Source organism: Paenibacillus hodogayensis (assembly GCF_039536325.1).
Taxonomy (GTDB): Bacteria; Bacillota; Bacilli; order Paenibacillales; family NBRC-103111; genus Paenibacillus_AB; species Paenibacillus_AB hodogayensis.
The window spans coordinates 737276-756529 of sequence record NZ_BAAAYO010000010.1 but is presented as its reverse complement, the minus strand read 5'-3'; the positions used below and the strand labels follow the sequence as shown (position 1 = coordinate 756529).

The 19254-nt window shown below is 57.9% G+C and carries 14 protein-coding genes; 12 read left to right on the top strand and 2 right to left on the bottom strand.

What is annotated here, in order from left to right; translation table 11 throughout:
• Positions 1-107: 107 nt before the first annotated feature.
• The 6 genes from ABD796_RS22330 (at position 108) to ABD796_RS22305 (ending at position 7751) form a co-directional block, all read left to right on the top strand.
• The gene (locus tag ABD796_RS22330; protein WP_344912003.1) at positions 108-1259 is read left to right on the top strand and encodes a Gfo/Idh/MocA family protein; all 1152 of its coding nucleotides are present in this window, start codon (positions 108-110) and stop codon (positions 1257-1259) included.
• Between the two features lie 18 nt (positions 1260-1277).
• On the top strand, positions 1278-2444 hold the full coding sequence (locus ABD796_RS22325) for a dihydrodipicolinate synthase family protein (RefSeq protein ID WP_344912001.1): 1167 nt from the start codon (positions 1278-1280) through the stop codon (positions 2442-2444).
• Between the two features lie 21 nt (positions 2445-2465).
• The gene (locus ABD796_RS22320) at positions 2466-3287 is read left to right on the top strand and encodes a sugar phosphate isomerase/epimerase family protein (RefSeq protein ID WP_344911996.1); all 822 of its coding nucleotides are present in this window, start codon (positions 2466-2468) and stop codon (positions 3285-3287) included.
• A gap of 280 nt (positions 3288-3567) precedes the next feature.
• Entirely contained in the window at positions 3568-4794 is a 1227-nt protein-coding gene (locus ABD796_RS22315; RefSeq protein WP_344911994.1) for a Gfo/Idh/MocA family protein, read from the top strand.
• A 191-nt stretch (positions 4795-4985) separates the two neighbouring features.
• Positions 4986-5999 carry a LacI family DNA-binding transcriptional regulator gene (locus tag ABD796_RS22310; protein ID WP_344911992.1) on the top strand — a complete coding sequence of 338 codons (1014 nt, stop codon included), beginning with the start codon at positions 4986-4988 and terminating at the stop codon, positions 5997-5999.
• A gap of 396 nt (positions 6000-6395) precedes the next feature.
• A complete protein-coding gene (locus ABD796_RS22305; protein ID WP_344911990.1) occupies positions 6396-7751 on the top strand; it encodes an ABC transporter substrate-binding protein in 1356 nt (451 codons plus the stop codon).
• A gap of 287 nt (positions 7752-8038) precedes the next feature.
• Here ABD796_RS22305 and ABD796_RS22300 read toward each other — a convergent pair whose 3' ends face one another.
• Entirely contained in the window at positions 8039-9301 is a 1263-nt protein-coding gene (locus ABD796_RS22300; protein ID WP_344911988.1) for a serpin family protein, read from the bottom strand.
• Positions 9302-9575: 274 nt separating this feature from the next.
• Positions 9576-11297, bottom strand: coding sequence for an acetate--CoA ligase (acsA, locus tag ABD796_RS22295; RefSeq protein ID WP_344911986.1), 1722 nt, complete (start codon positions 11295-11297; stop codon positions 9576-9578).
• Positions 11298-11612: 315 nt separating this feature from the next.
• Here acsA and ABD796_RS22290 point away from each other — a divergent pair, with 315 nt between their 5' ends.
• The 6 genes from ABD796_RS22290 (at position 11613) to ABD796_RS22265 (ending at position 19237) form a co-directional block, all read left to right on the top strand.
• Positions 11613-12677: an SIS domain-containing protein gene (locus ABD796_RS22290; RefSeq protein ID WP_344911984.1), complete on the top strand. Its 1065-nt coding sequence runs from the start codon at positions 11613-11615 to the stop codon at positions 12675-12677.
• Between the two features lie 34 nt (positions 12678-12711).
• Complete coding sequence (locus ABD796_RS22285) at positions 12712-13503, top strand: DeoR/GlpR family DNA-binding transcription regulator (protein ID WP_344911982.1); 792 nt, start codon at positions 12712-12714, stop codon at positions 13501-13503.
• Positions 13504-13515: 12 nt separating this feature from the next.
• On the top strand, positions 13516-14484 hold the full coding sequence (locus ABD796_RS22280) for an ROK family protein (protein ID WP_344911980.1): 969 nt from the start codon (positions 13516-13518) through the stop codon (positions 14482-14484).
• 1071 nt (positions 14485-15555) lie between these two features.
• Positions 15556-17037, top strand: coding sequence for an FAD-binding oxidoreductase (locus ABD796_RS22275; protein WP_379116811.1), 1482 nt, complete (start codon positions 15556-15558; stop codon positions 17035-17037).
• Between the two features lie 4 nt (positions 17038-17041).
• Positions 17042-17620, top strand: coding sequence for an MFS transporter (locus tag ABD796_RS22270; protein ID WP_344911976.1), 579 nt, complete (start codon positions 17042-17044; stop codon positions 17618-17620).
• 171 nt (positions 17621-17791) lie between these two features.
• Positions 17792-19237, top strand: a complete 1446-nt coding sequence (locus tag ABD796_RS22265) for an extracellular solute-binding protein (RefSeq protein ID WP_344911973.1) — start codon at positions 17792-17794, stop codon at positions 19235-19237.
• The last annotated feature ends 17 nt before the right edge of the window (positions 19238-19254 follow it).

Genomic DNA, 19254 nt, shown 5'->3' with positions numbered 1-19254 from the left:
TCCGCAAAATCGCTTCCGAAATTGAGAATCGCTTTCCCGGAATTGTAAGAAAAGCGCTTTCGCCTTCGTATACAATACGGGTATACGAACCGAAGGGAGCAATGAACATGGCAGTGAAGCATATCGGTATTATTATGAACGGGGTAACGGGCCGCATGGGCACGAACCAGCATTTGATCCGCTCGATTCTGGCCATTCGCAGTCAAGGGGGCGTCGCGCTTCCGAACGGAGACGTCATTATGCCCGATCCGATCCTGGTCGGCCGTCAGGAAAACAAGCTGCAGGCTTTGGCGCAAGCCCATGGCGTGGAGCGGTGGAGCACCGACCTGGAGGCATGCCTGGCCGATCCTTATAACGAAATTTATTTTGACAGCCAAACGACGGTCCGCCGCGCCGAAAGCATCAAGCAGGCGATCGCCGCAGGCAAGCATATTTATTGCGAGAAACCGACGGCCGTCGATCTCGAAGGTTCGCTCGAGCTGGCCCGCGTCGCGACGAAGGCCGGCGTGAAAAACGGCGTCGTACAGGACAAATTGTTCCTGCCGGGCTTGCTGAAGCTGAAGCGGCTGATCGATTCGGGCTTCTTCGGGACGATTTTGTCCGTACGTCTGGAATTCGGCTATTGGGTGTTCGAAGGCGACTGGCAGCCGGGGCAGCGGCCGTCCTGGAACTACCGCAAGGAAGACGGCGGCGGCATTATCGTGGACATGTTCGCGCATTGGCGTTACGTGCTGGACAATTTGTTCGGCGAAGTGAAATCGGTTTCGTGCCTCGCCGCCACTCACGTTTCGAAGCGGCTGGACGAGCAGGGCGTGCCGTACGACTGCACGGCGGACGATTCCGCTTACGCGACGTTCGAGTTGGAAGGCGGCATTATCGTACAGGCGAACTCGTCCTGGACGGTGCGCGTCGACCGCGACGATCTGCTGACCGTTACGGTGGATGGCACCGAAGGCAGCGCAGTGGCAGGCTTGCGCGATTGCAAAACGCAGCACCGCGTCAATACGCCTAAGCCGGTATGGAATCCGGACATTCCGAACCCGTTCAAGTTCCGCGACCAGTGGGTGCAGGTTCCGGACAACCAGTCGTTCGACAACGCCTTCAAAATACAATGGGAAATGTTCCTGAAGCACATCGTCATCGATACGCCGTTCCCGTGGGATCTGCTCGAAGGCGCAAAAGGCACGCAACTGGCCGATCTCGGCTTGCAATCGTGGCGCGAACGCCGCTGGATCGACGTGCCGCAGTTGAGCTTGTAAGAGGAGGCGAGAAGCGTTATGGCCAACACACTGCTGCTCCCCCGCGCGGGGGGCGAACTGTACGCATATACGATGGGCGACGCGATCCGATTCGCAAAGCACAGCGAGCCTTTCAAAGGGCGCATCGCCTTCTCGGCCGCTCATGTCGTCTGCGATCCGTTCGCGGATGCCGATCCGCTGAATAACGCCCAGATCGATTGGAACGGGACGCTGGCTTACCGGCACCATCTGTGGTCGCTCGGCCTGGCCGTGGCGGAGGCGATGGATACCGCGCAGCGCGGGATGGGACTCACCTGGGAACGCTCCAAGGAGCTGATCCGCCGTTCGGTAGCGGAAGCGCGTTCGGTGGGCGGGCGGATCGCCTGCGGAGCGGGCACGGACCATCTCGTCCCCGGTCCTGCCGTGACGCTGGACGATGTAGAAGCGGCTTACGAGGAGCAGGTCGGTTTCGTCGAAGGCGAAGGCGGACAGGTCATCTTGATGGCGAGCCGTGCCTTGGCCGCTTGCGCCAAAGGACCGGAGGACTACGAACGCGTGTATTCGCGCATCCTCGGCCAAGTGAAGCAGCCGGTCATTCTGCACTGGCTGGGCGATATGTTCGATCCGGCGCTGGCTGGCTACTGGGGTTACAAGGAGGATCTGGACGCTGCCATGGATGTTTGTCTGCGGGTGATCCGGGCGAACGCGGACAAGGTGGACGGCATCAAAATATCGCTGCTCGACGCCGGCAAAGAAATTCGTATGCGCCGTCTGCTGCCCGAAGGGGTCAAGATGTATACGGGCGACGATTTCAACTATCCCGAACTGATCCGCGGAGACGACCAAGGCTACAGCCACGCGCTGCTCGGCATCTTCGACGCCATCGCGCCCGCTGCGGCCGAAGCGCTGCATGCGCTCGATAGGGGCGATCTGGACCGTTATGAAGCCTTGATGGAGCCGACGGTGGCGCTGTCGCGGCATATTTTCCAGAAGCCGACCTATGCTTACAAAACAGGGATCGTGTTCATGGCCTACTTGAACGGCCATCAGTCGCATTTCCGCATGATCGCGGGCGCCGAAGGCGCACGTTCCGTCGTCCATCTGGCCGAGCTGTTCACGCTGGCGGACAAGGCCGGTCTGTTGGCCGACCCGCAGCTGGCGATCGATCGCATGAAGCGGGTGCTGGCGCTCGCGGGTATTCACTAACACCTTACGGGAGGGATCGCCTTGGAAGCGTTACGCTCCATCGAGAGACTTAGCTTGAATCAAATTACGACGGACCGGCTGAATATGCGGGAAGCGGTCGACGTATGCGTCCGCGCCGAAGTGCCTTGGATCGCCTTGTGGCGTCATAAAGTCGCCGAGGCGGGTCTTGCCGAGAGCAAGCGGCTCGTCCGCGATGCGGGCTTAAAGGTCTCCAGCCTGTGCCGCGGCGGCTACTTTCCGGCGGCTACGGCAGCCGGACGCCAGGAGCGGATGGACGATAACCGTCGCGCCGTGGAGGAAGCCGCCGAGCTTGGCACCGACGTGCTCGTGCTCGTCTGCGGACCGGCGCCGGACCGCGATATCGACTATGCGCGCAAGACGGTGGCCGAGGCAATCGCCGAGCTCGCTCCGTTCGCCCGTTCGCATGGCGTGAAGCTTGGCATTGAGCCGCTTCACCCGATGTATGCGGCCGAACGGTCGGTCATCAATACGCTGGCGCAGGCGAATACGCTCGCCGAACGGTTTGACGTGCAAGACGTAGGCGTCGTCGTAGATGCCTTCCACGTCTGGTGGGACCCGGAGCTGTACGATCAGATCGAGCGGGCCCGGGGCCGCATTCTCGGTTTTCACGTCTCCGACTGGATCGTGCCGGTGCCCGATCTGCTGATGGGCAGGGGCATGATGGGAGACGGCGTGATCGAGCTGCGCCGCATGCGCCATGCGGTAGAGGCGGCAGGTTATGCCGGCCCGATCGAAGTCGAGATTTTCAACCAGAAGATTTGGGATATGCCGGGGGACGAAGCGCTAAGCTTGATCAAGGAGCGCTACCTGGAGCACGTCTAGCTTTTGCCTTTGCGATACGGACAAGTTCGTATTGCGCACACTGCCCGGGAGGCCGACCGCTTCCCGGGCAAACGTGCGCGCCCGTACAATGGCAGAGCTAATCCTGGGGTCTGACTTTGTATTTGCACAAACCAAAGCAAGGTCCGCTCTCTTTTGCTGAACAAGAAATCCGCCCATTTCATTGGATGAAAGCGGCTTCTTAAGCTTGCCGAGCAAGAGATCGGTCCCTTATTATGAAATAAGGTTTAGGGTTTGACTTCGTACCAGGGAGGAAAACGGTGTGAGAACAGTTCGAGCAGGGATTATCGGCATAGGCGGATTCGGCGTCAATCATGTGAAAGCGATGGCCGGTCTGGTTCAGGAAGGTTTGCTGGAGGTGGTCGCATTCGCCGATGTGCGGGCCGAGGCGTACGCCGCGGAGTACAGTCAGCTCCTGTCGTGGAACGCCGCTCCGTATGCCGATTACGAGAAGATGCTGGCCGAGCATCCGGAGATCGACTTCGTGGTCATCTCGACGCCGATCGCCGCTCATAAGCCGATGAGCATCCGCGCGATGCAGCTCGGCTTTCATGTGCTGGTGGAGAAGCCGCCGGCCGTCACGGTGCAGGATGTGGACGAGATGATCGCCGCCCAGCGGGCGAGCGGCAAGCTGTGCCAGGTTAATTTTCAGAATACGTCCGGGCGGGCGTTCCGGGAGCTGCTGGAGCATATTGCGGCCGGAGCGATCGGCCAACTGACGGATGTAACCGGCGTGGGCATGTGGAAGCGGCCCCGCTCGTATTACGAGCGGACCGGCTGGGCGGGCAAGCTGACGTACGGCGGCCAGTACGTGCTGGACGGCACGTTCAACAATCCGCTCGCTCACCTGCTGAACAACTCTCTGATCGCCGCGGGAAGCGGGGACGCGTCGCGGGCCGAGCCGCAATCGGTGCAGGCCGAGCTGTATCATGTCAATGCTATCGAGGGCGACGACGTGTCCTGTATCCGGGTAAATACGGCGAACGGCGTGGACGTATATTTTTATGCGATGCTGTCGCATCACGAGAACGACGCGCCCTACATATCGCTGCGCGGAAGCGAAGGAGAAGCGTTCTGGAGCTACCAGAACAAATGGACGATCCGCAACCGCGAGGGCGAGACAAGCAGCGCCTACGGAGCGGAGAATTTGCTGCGCAACATGTACTTGAACCTGATGCAGGCGATCGGCGGGGAGGGCAAGCCTCTGCTGTCGCCGATCGAGCGCTGCCGCAGCTTCGTTCTCGCATCCAACGGCGCGTACGAGTCGTCGGGGCTGATTCGTCCGATCGGCGAGCCTTACGCGGTCGAACGGGAAGAAGGCGAGACGACGGTGCGCCTGCTGCCCGGGCTTTCCGAAGCGATGCAGGACGTTGCCGCCCAAAGGAAGCTGTATTCGGAGTACCCGCTGCCGTGGGCTGTGCCGACGCAGCCGTTCTCCACGAAAGGGTACGACCGGTTTGAGCTTCCCGCCGGGATGGCGCGACGCTGACGGCCGAATTGCAAATGCTGGTGGAAGCCGGTCCGTAAGCGGAAGCCGCTCCGACCGCCTGTAGCCCCCATGCGAAACCGTTCCTTCCGGTCGTCGACCGGACCGGACGGTTTTTTTGCGATGCAATTGGAGCCGGAATACGATATAGTATACGTAATCGTACTTGCATTTATGGTGAAAAGAGGATTTCCATGAGAGTGACAGTGAAGGATATCGCCAGGATGGCCGGGGTTGCCCAGCCGACCGTCTCGAAGGCGTTGAACAACGATCCCGGGGTCAGCGAAGAAACGAGAATGCGTATTCTCCAAATCGCCAAGGAGCTCAATTACGTGCCGAACCTGGCCGCCAAACGGCTCGTCACCCGCCATTCGAACTGCATCGGTCTGATCTGGCCGCGGACGGAAGGGCTGTTCTACTACCATCTGTGCAACGCCATTCAACGGGAAGTGACGCAGCGCGGCTTGACGCTGCTCATTTCCGTCGCCAATCCGGCGGCGGCCATCCATACGTTCAACGAGCATTTCGTCGACCGTATTTTGTTTTGGCATATGGCCGAATGGGTTCCGAATATGCCGTTTCTCAAAGAGATGGAAGCGTTCCAGGGCGAGCTGCTGCTGATGGGCGGCGTGAGCATGGAAGGGGCGCATCGGATCGAGATCGACCGCCGGGCGGGTATTTACAAAGCGGTGCGTCATTTGGCCGAGCTCGGCCACCGCAAGATCACGTTTATCGGCAAGCCGTCGGACAAGCTGAACGGCTATTTGCAAGGGCTGGTCGAGTTCCGGATGGAGCATCATCCCGATTACTTCATCCAGCGCGACGAGAAAGGCAAGGTGCCGGAGCAAACGGTGATCGAGCTGTTCTCTCGTCCGGTCGGGGAGCGGCCGACCGCGATGATCATCGACAGCCAGGGCGTGTTGTTCCAGATGCTGAAATGGTTCCGCCGGCTGAAGGTCAACATTCCGGACGACTTGTCCTTGATCGTCTACGACGATGTACCGGAGATGGAGGACATTCTCGACGTGTCCCTCACCGTGGTCGGACCGAATATCGGCATGCTGGCGAAGCAGGGCGTCGACATTTTAGCCGCCGACCGGTCGGACAAGTCCGCGAAGGAGGGCGAGGGAGAGGCCTCCCGTCCGATTCGGCTGCTGATCGAGCCCGATCTGGTCGTCCGCCAGTCGACCCGGACAGTAACTAGCTGACGGTTGACCGGTCCAGATGCCACTCCACCCCCGTTTTGACGAAAGCGGGGGTCAAATTCGTTTCTTGAGACAACCCGAAACCAAGCGATGCACGTTTTTCTTTACAAATAGAGAATACGTATACTATAATGATCGCATAATCGAAATTAAACTCCATATTTATGCTTCTTTTGGTTTATGGAAACCGAATTCTTTTTAGTTTAAGAAATCGATTTCTTAGAAGCGGGCACAATGCCGTTAAGGGGGGATGACAGCAGGGGGAAGACAGGAGCCATCGATCCGGTAGAGTCATATAGGCACAAATGCAAACGTTTTCAATGCGGTGACAAGCGTTTCGGCTAGAACGGTACGATTGCCTGGGAATCCATTTGAAAAATCTATAGGGGGGCAACTTTCATGGTGAAGCAAGCAGCATGGTGGAAAACGGCGGCGGCCGGCTGCGCGGTGGCGACGCTCGTCGCGGCGTGCGGCCAATCGGACGGCACGGGTGCGAATTCGGACGCCACGGGGAATGCGGACAGCAAGGCGAGCAAGCAGGCTGCGGTCGACTATACGCAGGGCAGCTACGAGGTCGTCATTCAGGATTTGGCCGGAGGCGGCGAAGAGCCGTTCGAGAAAACGTTCGGCCAATACATCCGCAAAGCATTCCCGAACTTTAAAATAACGTTTATTCAAAGCAAGGACGGCACCCGTCTGCAGGATTTGACCACGGCCGGGCAAAATGTCGATCTTGTGTACGCTTCTCTGGAGACGATCTCGAGTCCCTTGCTCGCCACCGGCCAGCAGTTTGACATGACCGGATTGATTCGCGAGCACGACATCGACCTGAGCAAGTTCGAGAAGACGACGATCGATGCGGTCAAAACGATGGGCGGAGGCAAAATCTACTATTTGCCGGTTACGACGATGGTGCAGGTGATGTTTTACAACAAGGGCATCTTCGACAAGCTTGGCGTGCCGTACCCGAAGGACGGCATGACATGGGACGACATGCATGTGATGAATCAAAAGCTGACCCGCAGTGAAAGCGGCGTCAACTACATGGGAATTTCCGCCTCGCCGAACCATATACTGCGGATGAACCAGATGTCCGCGCCGTTCTACGACCCTCAGACGAAGAAGCCGACGCTAAGCGACGAGCGATGGAAGGCGGCGTTGGAGACGTATTTCCTGAACGAGGCGACGTCTACGTACAAGTCGTGGTCGACGGCGAAAAAGAAGCTGCCGTATTATACGGAAATGACGGCTTCGCAGGAGCTGGCCATGATGGTATTCAACTCGCAGTGGCCGTTCGACGGCCCGCAATATGTGAAGGACATCGACTGGGATCTCGTTTCGCTGCCGACGCTCAAGGGGCAACCGAAGGTCGGCTCGCAGGCGTCTCCGCGGATGTTCGCGGTCACAAGCACGGCCAAAAATAAAGGACCGGCGATGGAGATCATCAAGCGGCTGACGTCGACCGAGGTGCAGACGGAATATTCCAAACAAGGCTTCATGACCGTGCTGAACGACGACAACGTCAAGAAGCTGATCGGCAGCGAAAGCATCTACAAGGACAAAAACTGGAAGGCCGTCTACTACAACGACATCGCGCCGAAGGCATACCAGAGCATTTACGACGGCGACATTTTGCAAAAGTATTTGACGCCGAACGTGCTGAAGGTTGTCACCGGACAAACGGACTTGAACTCGGCGCTGCGCGACGCGCAGGAGCAGGCGGAGAAGTTCGTCGCGGCCGAGCTGGCCAAGTAGCGATTGCTGCAAACCGACGCGTTCGTGCGGCAGGACGGCTTTCCGGATTCATCCGGTATCGGCAGCATGATCCCGGTCGTCGTGTCGTCGGGAGGAGCACGGCTCAAGCGGCTTGTAAGAAGGCGATTGGCTCAGCGTGAAGTGGTTCTTAGCGGGGCGCAGCACCTGGCTATAGTAAGCGCTGAAGACGGAGTCGACTCTCGGCGCGCCGGCCGGCATGACGCCGGTCGGCCTGCATTGAAGACAAGAACCCGAAGACACGAGCCCGAAATAACGCTCCGTTCCGTTTAAAACTGCGGATCGTACACCGTTCCGACAAACAGCAGCGCGCCGGTCTGGCGCTCTTGAAGGGCGAACAAGAACGGGCGGTCGATATTCATCCGAAAGCCGGATGGATTCGGTGCGGAGCCGGCTCTCATTTCCACTTTGGTGACGGCTGCGGCTTCGGTTCCTTTTTCGTCTACCCGGACATACGTTTTGTGCTTGACTTCTCCGATGTACATGTTGGGCGGAGGGGTGAGCATGCCGCTGAAGTCTGCTTTGAGCGGATCGAAGGCGAGCGCCATGCCCATAACTTTCAGCGGCTCGTTAAGTGTAGCCGCGTATTCCAATTTGAAGCGGGGGAGCGAAACTTCGCCCTCCTGCTTTTGCAGCGACCCGATCAGGGCGGACCATTCCGTACCGGTCAGCCGCTCTACAAGCGACGAGAGCTTCACGCCCTCGTCAGGCAGCAGAATGATCATCCCGGTGCTGCCGTTGCCGTAAGGGAGCCTGACGGCGGCGTAGCCTTGCTGCTCGGCATAATCGAACGAGCCCCTGCGCGCCATCGTCGAACGATCGACCTTCGTTCCGTCGGCGAGCAGGAACGGCCTGTCGCGCGTCGCTTCTTTGTCGAACGGAATGGTCCAATCGCCTTTGAAATAGACCGCATTGAGCAAAAATAACATCGTTTGCGGGTCGATCGGGGCGTTCACCATCTGGTCGATCCGGCCATTGGTCTGCTTTTTTGCCCATTGGTTGATCGTATCCGCCGCACTCCGTTTGCCGAAATCGAGCTGTTCCGTCCGGGCGCCGTAAAACTCTTTATTCAGAGTGAGAAAGTCTTTTTGAAAAGGCACTCCTTTGCGGGCCCAGAGCGAATTGGCGACCGAAAGCTGGACGGAGGCATCGGCGTTTTGCAAAACGTGCTGAAGCGCGCGCGCCCCGACGTTCGTTTCTTCCGCGCCGATTCCCTGAAGATGCAACCCTTGCGCGAGGGCGTTGCGCGTCGGCCCGGCTGCGCCGTTTATCGTCATGGATAGCGCCAGCGCAACGCTCACCGGAGACAGGACGGCATTGCCCGCTTCCGGTCCGACTGCGGTCGTTTTGCGAAACAACTCGAAGCCGAAATCGTTATACGCGCTCACCAGCCTAGGTCCGACGTCTTCCGCCGTGTACGTTTTGCCGTTGTTGTTCTTCTTGTCCGGTTCTCCGCAGCCCGTTCCTATAACCGCCATCAGACATATCGCCGCCAATATGGATGTTCTTCGCGAACGTTTTCTTGAATGCATGCTCGTCCCCCCTTGCTTATTTCCGTTGGCCCCGTATATATTTTGCTTTTAGGTAAAGCGAACTTTAGCTCAGGTCTCGGTTTTCCGAAATGGAGCCTCTTCCGGTTTTGGACGAAACAAGCGTCCGGAATGTTGCGTTTTTACGGAAAAATTTTCCGTTCCTCGGTATGACTGGCTGGGAGGGAAGAACTGTCTTTGGGCAAAATGGGATAAAAAAACGCCTTTCCGTCGCGGGAATCCCCGTCCGGAAAGGCGTTTATTCGTTATGCAGGTATTAGTCTTCGATCGTCGACAGGTCGCCGGTCGGGAGACCGAGCTCCCACGCTTTGAGCACGCGGCGCATGATTTTGCCGCTGCGCGTCTTCGGCAGCTTGTCCTTGAATTCGATCTCGCGCGGAGAGGCGTGAGCGGACAGGCCGACCTTGACGAACTTGGCGATGTCGGCTTTCAGCTCATCGCTCGGCTCGAAGCCGGCGCGCAGCGAGATGAACGCCTTGATGATTTCACCGCGCAGCGGGTCCGGCTTGCCGATGACGCCCGCTTCCGCGACCGCCGGATGCTCGACCAGCTTGCTTTCCACTTCAAACGGCCCGACGCGCTCGCCGGCTGTGTTGATGACGTCGTCGACGCGGCCTTGGAACCAGAAGTAGCCGTCCTCGTCCATATAAGCCGAATCGCCGGATACGTACCAGCCTTGCAGGCGGAAGTATTCCTCGTATTTGGACGGGTTATTCCAAATTTTGCGCATCATCGAAGGCCAAGGCGTCTTGATCGCCAGATTGCCCATCCGATTTGGCGGCAGCACATTGCCGTTGTCGTCTACGATAGCGGCGTCGGTGCCCGGAATCGGCTTGCCCATAGAGCCCGGCTTGATGTCCATGCTCGGGTAGTTACAGATCAATTGGCCGCCCGTTTCCGTCATCCACCACGTATCGTGAATGCGCTGCTCGTACACTTTCAGACCCCAGCGTACGACTTCTGGGTTAAGCGGTTCACCGACACTCAATACGTGACGGAGGCTCGACAGGTCGAATTCCTTCACAGTATCGTCGCCAGCGCCCATCAGCATGCGGAAAGCGGTCGGAGCGCTGTACCATACGGTAACTTTGAACCGTTGAATCGTATTGTACCAATCTTGCGGGCTGAACCGTCCGCCGCGGATGACGTTGGTCGCGCCGTTCAGGAAAGGAGCGAAGACGCCGTAGCTCGTGCCCGTTACCCAACCCGGATCGGCCGTGCACCAGTACACGTCGTCTGCTTTCAGATCGAGTACGATTTTGCCCGTATAGTAATGCTGGATCATGGCATTGTGAACGTGAACAACGCCCTTCGGTTTGCCGGTCGAACCGGACGTATAATGCAAAATGAGGCCGTCTTCGCGGTCTACCCATTCGATATCGAGCTGCTCGGAGGCTTGCGCCAATTCTTCCTTGAAATTCAGTTGACCTTCGCCTGCTTGAATATCGTCACCCACGAGGATAACGTGCTTCAGGTGCGGCAAATCCGCTACGGGAACGCGGGGCAGAAGCGCCGGCGTCGTCACGATCGCTACCGCTTGGCTGTCTTCCAGACGGTCGCGCACGGCTTGCTCCATGAAGGCTTCGAACAGCGGACCGACGATGGCGCCGATTTTGATCGAACCGAGCAAGGAATAGTACAGTTCGGGTGAACGCGGCATAAAGATGAAGACGCGGTCTCCCTTTTGCACGCCCAGCTTGCGGAGCACGTTGCCGAACTTGTCGGAATTCGTTTTCATTTGCCCGTAAGTGACGGCTTCTTCGCGGGCGGCGTCGCTGTAGTAGAGGGCAACCTTGTCGCCTAGCCCGGCTTCCACGTGACGGTCTATTGCCTCGTACGCCATGTTCACTTTGCCGGTCGCATGCCAAGAAAATTCCTTCTCGACCTCGCTCCAATCGAACGAGCGGCGGGCTTCTTCGTAACTTTTCAAGTTGGCATTCGTTGCTGTCGCTTTAACGATGTCCGTTTGCTTCTCCATAAATCTGCTCCTCCCGAATGAAACACCTTATGAAACGCTTTCAGTGTTGCATCTCTTAAAACAATGTTTCAAAAAAACTCCCAAGATATTATATCATATCGGTTTCTACCTTTGCATGAGATTTTTCAATTTTTGGACAAGATTATATAGGGAGGAGAATGTCCCTAACATGTCCCTAATGCGAAACGTCTGCCAGTTCTCGATTTGGCGAACTATTTGATTGAAAAAATCAATAAAATGATTGAAAAAATCAAAAACCGAACTTATACTATATAATAGAATGACTTATCCCATCCAGCGAAGGAGTGGTTTCAAATGACAACCGCACATACTTACGGCCAACTGACTTACCCGGAAATATCCGCGCAGGCGGACGCGCTGGCGGCAGCGCTCAAGCAATTGGAAGTTCAGAAAGATTGGGTCGACCGTTTTATCGGCAATCCGGCTTTTGACGAAATTATTTTTATCGGCTCGGGCTCTTCTTATTATCAGGCGCAAACGATGGCCGCTACGTATAAAAAATGGGTCGGACGCCCGGCAAGCGCGCATCCTTCCTCGGAAATTTATTTGTTCCGCGACGCCGCAACGGTGCCCGGACGCCAGTATTTGCTCGTCGGCGTATCGCGTTCCGGCGAATCGACGGAAGTGATTCTGGCGCTCGAATCCGTCAAGGACGTTCCGGGATGGACGACCTGCGGCATTACGTGCCACGAGGACAGCAAAATGGCGCAATTGGCCGAATGCCTCGTTTCTCCGCTCGGGAAGGAAAAGAGCACGGTCATGACGAAATCGTTAAGCAGCATGACCTTCATGATGCAGGCGGCCTCCGCGCTCGCTTCCGGCAAGGCGGATCTGTTCGCGGAAGCGGCCAAGGTCGTGCAAGCCGACGCAGCCGTCGTTCAGGCGGCGGACCCGTTCGCGAAGACGTTCGTGCAGAACCATGAACTTCACAAGTTCGTTTACTTGGGCATGGGTTCGTATTACGGCTTGTCTCAGGAGGCATGCCTGAAAATTAAAGAAATGTCCTACGTGTGGACGGAAAGCTTCGGCACGCTGGAGTTCCGTCACGGACCGAAGTCGATCGTGGAGCCGGGGACGCTCGTCTGCCTGCTGCTGTCGGAGACGGCCCGTTCTTACGAGCTGAAGGTCGCGGAAGAAATGAAGGAATACGGCGCGACGGTACTGATCGTGACGGCCCGCAAGGGAGACGATACGGCTTTCGCCGACGCGGTGTTCGAGACGGGCGGCGCGGATTGGAGCGACGAGTCGCGGGGCGTACTGTACTTGCCGGTGCTTCAATATATCGGCTTCTACACGGCGCTTAAGAAAAACGTCGATCCGGACCATCCGCGCAATTTGACGCAAGTCGTTAAAATTTGATACTTATTACACCGAATCATGGAGTGAACGCTTTATGCAGGAGCAGTCTCTTACCAAAGGGGAGCAGCGACGCCAGGCGATCCTCGGCATGCTGAAGCAGAAAGGGCGGGTGTCCGTGCAGGACATCGTCGACACGCTTGGCTGCTCGGAAGCGACCGCCCGGCGGGATCTGGACGCGCTGGAGCAGTCGGATTCAGTCATCCGCACGATCGGCGGGGCGATATACGACGCTTACCATACGGTCAAGGAAGCGTCGTTCGAAGAGAAAACGTCGCTATCCTGGGTAGAGAAGGAACGAATCGCGGCGACCGCGGCCTCGCTCGTCGAGGAGGGCGATATTATTGGCCTGTCGGGCGGCACGACGACTTACCTGATCGCCAAGCAGCTCAAGGAGCGCAGCGGCATTACGGTCGTGACGAACGCCTTGAACATCGCGATGGAGCTGGCCGACAGCGACGGCATTCAGCTTGTCGTGGCCGGCGGCGTGCTGCGGCACAAAAGCTACGAGTTGTGCGGCCCGCTGGCCGAGAAAATCGTGGACAGTCTCAATATCGGCAAAATGTTTCTGGGCATCGACGGTTTTGCGCTCCCCCAAGGACTGACGACGCATTCCGAGTCCGAGGCCGAGATCGCCAAAATTTTGATCAAACGGTCCGAGCGGACGTTCGCGGTGTTCGACAAGTCCAAGGTCGGGCGGGTGTCGCTCTTCTCCATCGCGCCTGTGGCGTCCGTGCATGCGTGCATTACCGACGTCCCTTTGGAAGGGCAGCTCCGGGAAGAACTGCGCAAGAGCGGCATTCGCGTGTATGTGGCCAAGCAGAAGTAGGAGGAAGCGAAGATGACTCATTACATTGGAGTCGATATCGGGGGCACGAATATCGTATGCGGGCTGCTCGACGAACAACTGGAACTGCTCGGTAAAGTGAAAAAGCCGACAGGCGCGGCGAACGGCGTCGACTATGTACTCGATCTGATCGCCTCAATGATCGACGAATTATTGGCCGGGCAAGGGCTGTCGCGCGCCGATCTCGGCGCGGTCGGGATGGGCAATCCCGGTTTTATCGATCCCGAGCGCGGCATATCGCTGTCTTCGGCCAACCTGAAATGGCACAACGAGCCGATCAGCGACAAGCTGGGCGGACGGCTCGGCGGCATTCCGGTGTTCATCGATAACGATGTGCGCATGTACACGTACGGGGAGGCGGCGCGTGGCGCCGGACGCGGCTTTAAGCACGTCATGGGCGTTACGCTCGGCACCGGCATCGCGGCTGCCATGATCAATGACGGCCAGTTGTACTACGGCAGCGGCTTTCTCGCAGGCGAGCTCGGCCACGTGCCGCTCGACGGGGAAACGGCGCTGTGCGGCTGCGGCCTGCGCGGCTGTCTGGAGACGATCGCTTCCGCGACGGGCATTGCCCGCATTGCCCGCGAGCGGCTGGAGCGCGGGGAGCCGAGCGTTCTGGCGGAGTGGTTCCCCGGGGAACAACGCAGCGCCATAACGGCCGCCGATATTTCGCGCGCCTACGATCAGGGCGACGCCTTGGCGCGCGACGTGCTCGACTTTGTCGGCCGCAACCTGGCCAAAGGGCTGGCCTGGGCGATCGCGCTGTGGAGCCCGGACGTCATCGTGATCGGCGGCGGCGCAGCCAATGCCGGCGAGCGGCTGTTCGCCCCGATGCGCGAAGCGCTTGAGCCGCTCGTTCTGCCGATGTACCGCGACCGGCTTGTCATCAAGACGGCCGAGATGAACGACGATGCAGGAGTCGTTGGCAGCGCCGCATTCGCGAAAGCCCGGGCGGGGGCCTGATTTAGCCCGGTTCGATTGTTTAGCTCAAGAACGTTCTGCGTAAAAACGCCTTCGTCTGCCTGCTTGGCGGAATGGAGGCGTTTTTTGACGCGGATAAAGCTTTCGGCAGGCGGTTTTCGGGGCCCGAGTGAAAACGCCGGCTTAGCTCCTCTCCGCGCTCCTCCAGGTGGAGCTAATGCTCCTTCGAACACTATTTCGCGTCCAACGCCGCTTCAGTTGCGAAATAACGCTCTTTCGAACACTATCTCCAGTCAACTGGCCCGAAAACGTCCGCTCCGCGCTCCTCCAGGTGGAGCTAATGCTCCTTCGAACACTATTTCGCGTCCAACGCCGCTTCAGTTGCGAAATAACGCTCTTTCGAACACTATCTCCAGCCAACTGGCCCGAAAACGCCCGCTCCGCGCTCCTCCGTGTGGAGCTAATGCTCCTTCGAGCACTATTTCGCGTTCTACTCGGCTTCAGTTGCGAAATAACGCTCTTTCGAACACTATCTCCAGCCAACTGCCCCGAAAACGTCCGCTCCGCGCTCCTCCAGGTGGAGCTAATGCTCCTTCGAGCACTATTTCGCGTCCAACGCCGCTTCAGTTGCGAAATAACGCTCTTTCGAACACTATCTCCAGCCAACTGGCCCGAAAACGTTCGCTCCGCGCTCCTCCGTGTGGAGCTAATGCTCCTTCGAGCACTATTTCGCGTCGAACGCGACTACAACCGCGAAATAACGCTCTTTCGAACACTATCTCCAGCCAACTGGCCCGAAAACGCCTGCTCACGCTCCTCCGCGTAGAGCTAATGCTCCTTCGAACACTATTTCGCGTTCAACGCGACTCCAACCGCGAAATAACGCTCTTTCGAACACTATCTCCAGCCAACTGGCCCGAAAACGCCCGCTCCGCGCTCCTTCCAGGTGGAGCTAATGCTCCTTCGAACACTATTTCGCGTCGAACACCGCTCCAGCCGCGAAATAGCGCTCTTTCGAGCACAAACTCCGGCGCATGTTGACGCAATGACGACGATGGCGTACGTGTCCCAGCTTCTAATCAAGATAGCCGGAGAAAGGATTTTCCGCCAGTCATGTCGAACTTTGACAAAAGAATTTGCCGAAAGTGGGGGCATCCGGTGAAGAAAAGCATTGTCCTCGCGCTGCTGGCCGTACTCTGCTTGTTCGAGTACGTTCGCACCTCCACGCCCGACCAGGACCCGTACCGGGTGACCGATTACAGCAGGCTGCATCCGGTCAAGGTGGAACGGGTGGCGCAGGGGAAGGAAGAGAAGCAGCTCATCGCTTTGGTGCGGGAAGCGTCGGAGAAAGGGCTGCGGCTCTCGATCGCCGGCCAGCGGCACAGTCAAGGGGGCCACACCTATTATAAGGACGCCATCGTCCTCGACATGACGTCCTACAATCGCATACTGGAGCTCGACCCGGAAGCGAAGACGGTGCGCGTACAAGCCGGGGCGACGTGGGGCGACGTGCAGCGGGCGGTCCAGCCGAGCGGACTGGCGGTGCGGACGATGCAATCGCAAAATATTTTTACCGTAGGCGGTTCGATCAGCATCAACGCTCACGGCCGCGATATTCGCAACGGCTCGATGATCGGTTCCGTCGAATCGTTCCGGCTGCTGACCGCAGACGGGGAAATCCGCAGCGTCAGCCGGACGGAGCAGCCGGAGCTGTTCTCCGCCGTCCTCGGCGGCTACGGCTTGTTCGGGGTGATCACGGATGTGACGCTGCGGCTGACCGACGACGAGATGTACCGGATGACGACCGAGCAGGTCGAAGTCGACCGTTACGCCGCCTATTTCCGCGAGCATGTTATGGCCGATCCGGATGTCCGCATGCACATCGCCCGTCTGTCAGTCGCGCCGGACCATTTCCTGCAAGAGATGTATGCGATCAACTACACGGTTGACGGGACGTCCTCCCCCGATCCGGGGGCGCCGCTCCAGTCGCGGGAACGTTTCGTCGGCGTGAAGAAACTGCTGTTCCAGCTGAACCGTTCCGGAGATTGGGGCAAAAATGCTTACTGGGATTTGCAGCAGTCCGTCGTGCCGATGCAGCAGGGCAAGCGGATCAGCCGCAATAACGCGATGGGGTCGGAATCGGCCTTTATGGAATACCGTCAGCCGGGAGCGAACGATCTGCTTCAAGAATATTTTATCCCGGTCGACCGGTTCGGCGACTTCGTCGCCTCGCTCCGCACGGTGCTGTCCGAGGAACGGATGAACCTGCTCAACATAACGGTACGATATGTCGGGGAGGACCGCGAGCCGCTGTTGGCCTATGCGAAGGAAGACATGTTCGCGCTCGTCTGCCTGTTCCACGTCTCGCTGTCCGAGCATGCCCAAAACGAGTTTCAGCGCGGTGTGCAGCGGATCGTCGACGCGGCGCTCGCGCTCGACGGCACGTACTATTTGCCGTATGCGCCGTATGCCACGAAGGAACAGTTTCAAAGGGCGTACCCGCAGCAGGAAACGTTTTGGGCGCTTAAGGACAAGTACGATCCGCAGGGCTTGTTTATGAATCAATTTTACGAGCAGTACGAGGGGGGCGAATAAGCCGATGGATGTGAAATGGCTGATCCGTTCGCAAAGCATTGTGACGCTTGCGGCGGGAATGATCTACCCGTATTATCTGCTGTTTCTGAAAAACCTCGGAAACAGCTATTCCAAATACGGGCTGGCGTTCGCCGTGTTCACGATCAGCTCGGCCGTCGCCTCGCAATGGCTCGCTCCGAGGCTCGACCGTCAAGCCGTCCCGGTGCTGATCGCCAGCTCGCTCGGGATGAGCGCGGCGATGGTCGCTTTTCCATGGGCGCCCTCCTATGCGGCGGTGCTGGGGTTGCAGCTGTGGATGGGCGTATGCAACGCGATGCAAAAAATGAGCGAGCGGCAGCTGCTCGCCGACCATACGGTCAGCGGCGCCCGCGGGACGGCTATCGGCTCCTATCATTTCTGGACCTCGGTCGCTTCCGGGTTCGCGGTCGTCGCCGGAGGCTATATGATCGATTGGTTGAGCATCGACGCTCTGTTCTATGCGAGCGCGCTTTTGTACGCATACAGCGCCTGGGCGGTTTGGCGTCGACAAAGGGGCCGCGGCGTGCGCGCGGACGCAAGGGATTTGGAGGAGGACACGGTATAGCCGGAAAACAGGCGTGCTATACTAAATAAATTGAATCATTCAACTTCATTCGCTAAACTCCGATAGAAGGTGCTTGAGTTAAGATTCAACTTGAAGAAAAGGCTAACAATTTACAAACGATGTGACGTACGGTAAAATAGGAATAATAGACTTGTATTGGAGCGAGATCCATTGCTGCGAAGAAGGAACCTTTTTCAGGAGCGTTACAACCACTTTCTGCACGAGTTGAAAAATGAAATATTGAGCGGCGGCCTTCAGCCCGGCGAATTTATCTTGCCCGAAAATACCCTTAGCGAAAAATACCAGATCAGCCGCGTATCGGTGCGCAAGGTGCTGGCTCAACTGGTGGACGAAGGGCTGATCGAGAAAATCGCCGGCAAGGGCAACCGGGTTAAGCCTCCCGTCGAGGAGATCGTCAGGCAGACGATTACGCTGGCCTGGTTTTCCCAATCGTACGAGCAGGAACTGCTCGGCACCATAATCCGCCAGTACGAGGCGGTCCACCCTTACGTTAAGATAGAGCTGGTCATTTTGCCCTCGGAGCAATATACGACGAAGCTTGCCGACATGATCGAGCAGGGAAGCGGACCGGACGTCTTCTTCATTTCGGATACGCATATCCGGGATATGATCGAGAACAAACGCTACGACGTTATCGAACCGTACGAACCGGCGAAGTTTACGCCGGAGCTCAGCTATGGTAAGCTGTTCGATATTTTCAAAGTCGACGGCAAGCAGCTGTCCGTTCCGATCCATTTCTCGCCGATCGTGATCTGCTATAACAAAACGATGTTCAAGCAGGCGGGCATTACCGGAGACGACCCTCTCCGCACATGGAACGATCTGCTCGACGCCGCCAAGAAATGCACGGCCGAGCCGAACGAGGACGGCATGATCGATCAGTACGGCTTTTGCTTCTCTTCGTCGACGAACCGGTGGCCGTCGTTTATTTTGCAGAACGGCGGACGGTTCAAGTCGGACGACGGAAAACGCTCGGTGTTCGGGGATGCCCGCAATGTCGAAGCGCTGCAATTTTGCAACGATCTGATGTACAAGCATCAAGTGTCGCCGATTTACTCGCATGCGAGCAGCTATTTGGCGGAGCAGGTGTTCAAGAAGAAGCGCTGCGCGATGATGCTGTCGACCTACTATTTCATGAACGAGTTCCGCGGGATGGATTTGAGCTGGGACGTGCTGCCCGTGCCGCATAACCGCGAAAAAGGGACGCTCCTGCTGTGCGGTTCCTTGGCCATCAACAAATACTCCGACAAGATCAAGGTGGCGCAAAGCTTCATCGACTTTTTCGTCGACGAGGAGGCGCAAACGATCTTGAAGCGCGGAGGCTGTACCATTCCGGCCCTTCGCTCGGTAGCCGAGGACAACTCGCTGCTCAATCCGGATATTCACCCCGAGCATTACAATACGTTCGTCGATGTGATGGAGTACAGCTATTCCCACCGCGCTCTGGGTGTTACGCGCGCCGACGTGGCCATTATGGACGACGAGCTTAACCTGCTGTGGGCCAATATGGACACGCCGGAGGAAGTATGCCGCCGCATCGAGGAGCGCATGAACAAGCGGTCCGAATCAAATGGGAGCGGGATCGTCCGCGCTTAATTCGCCAGAAACGAGTA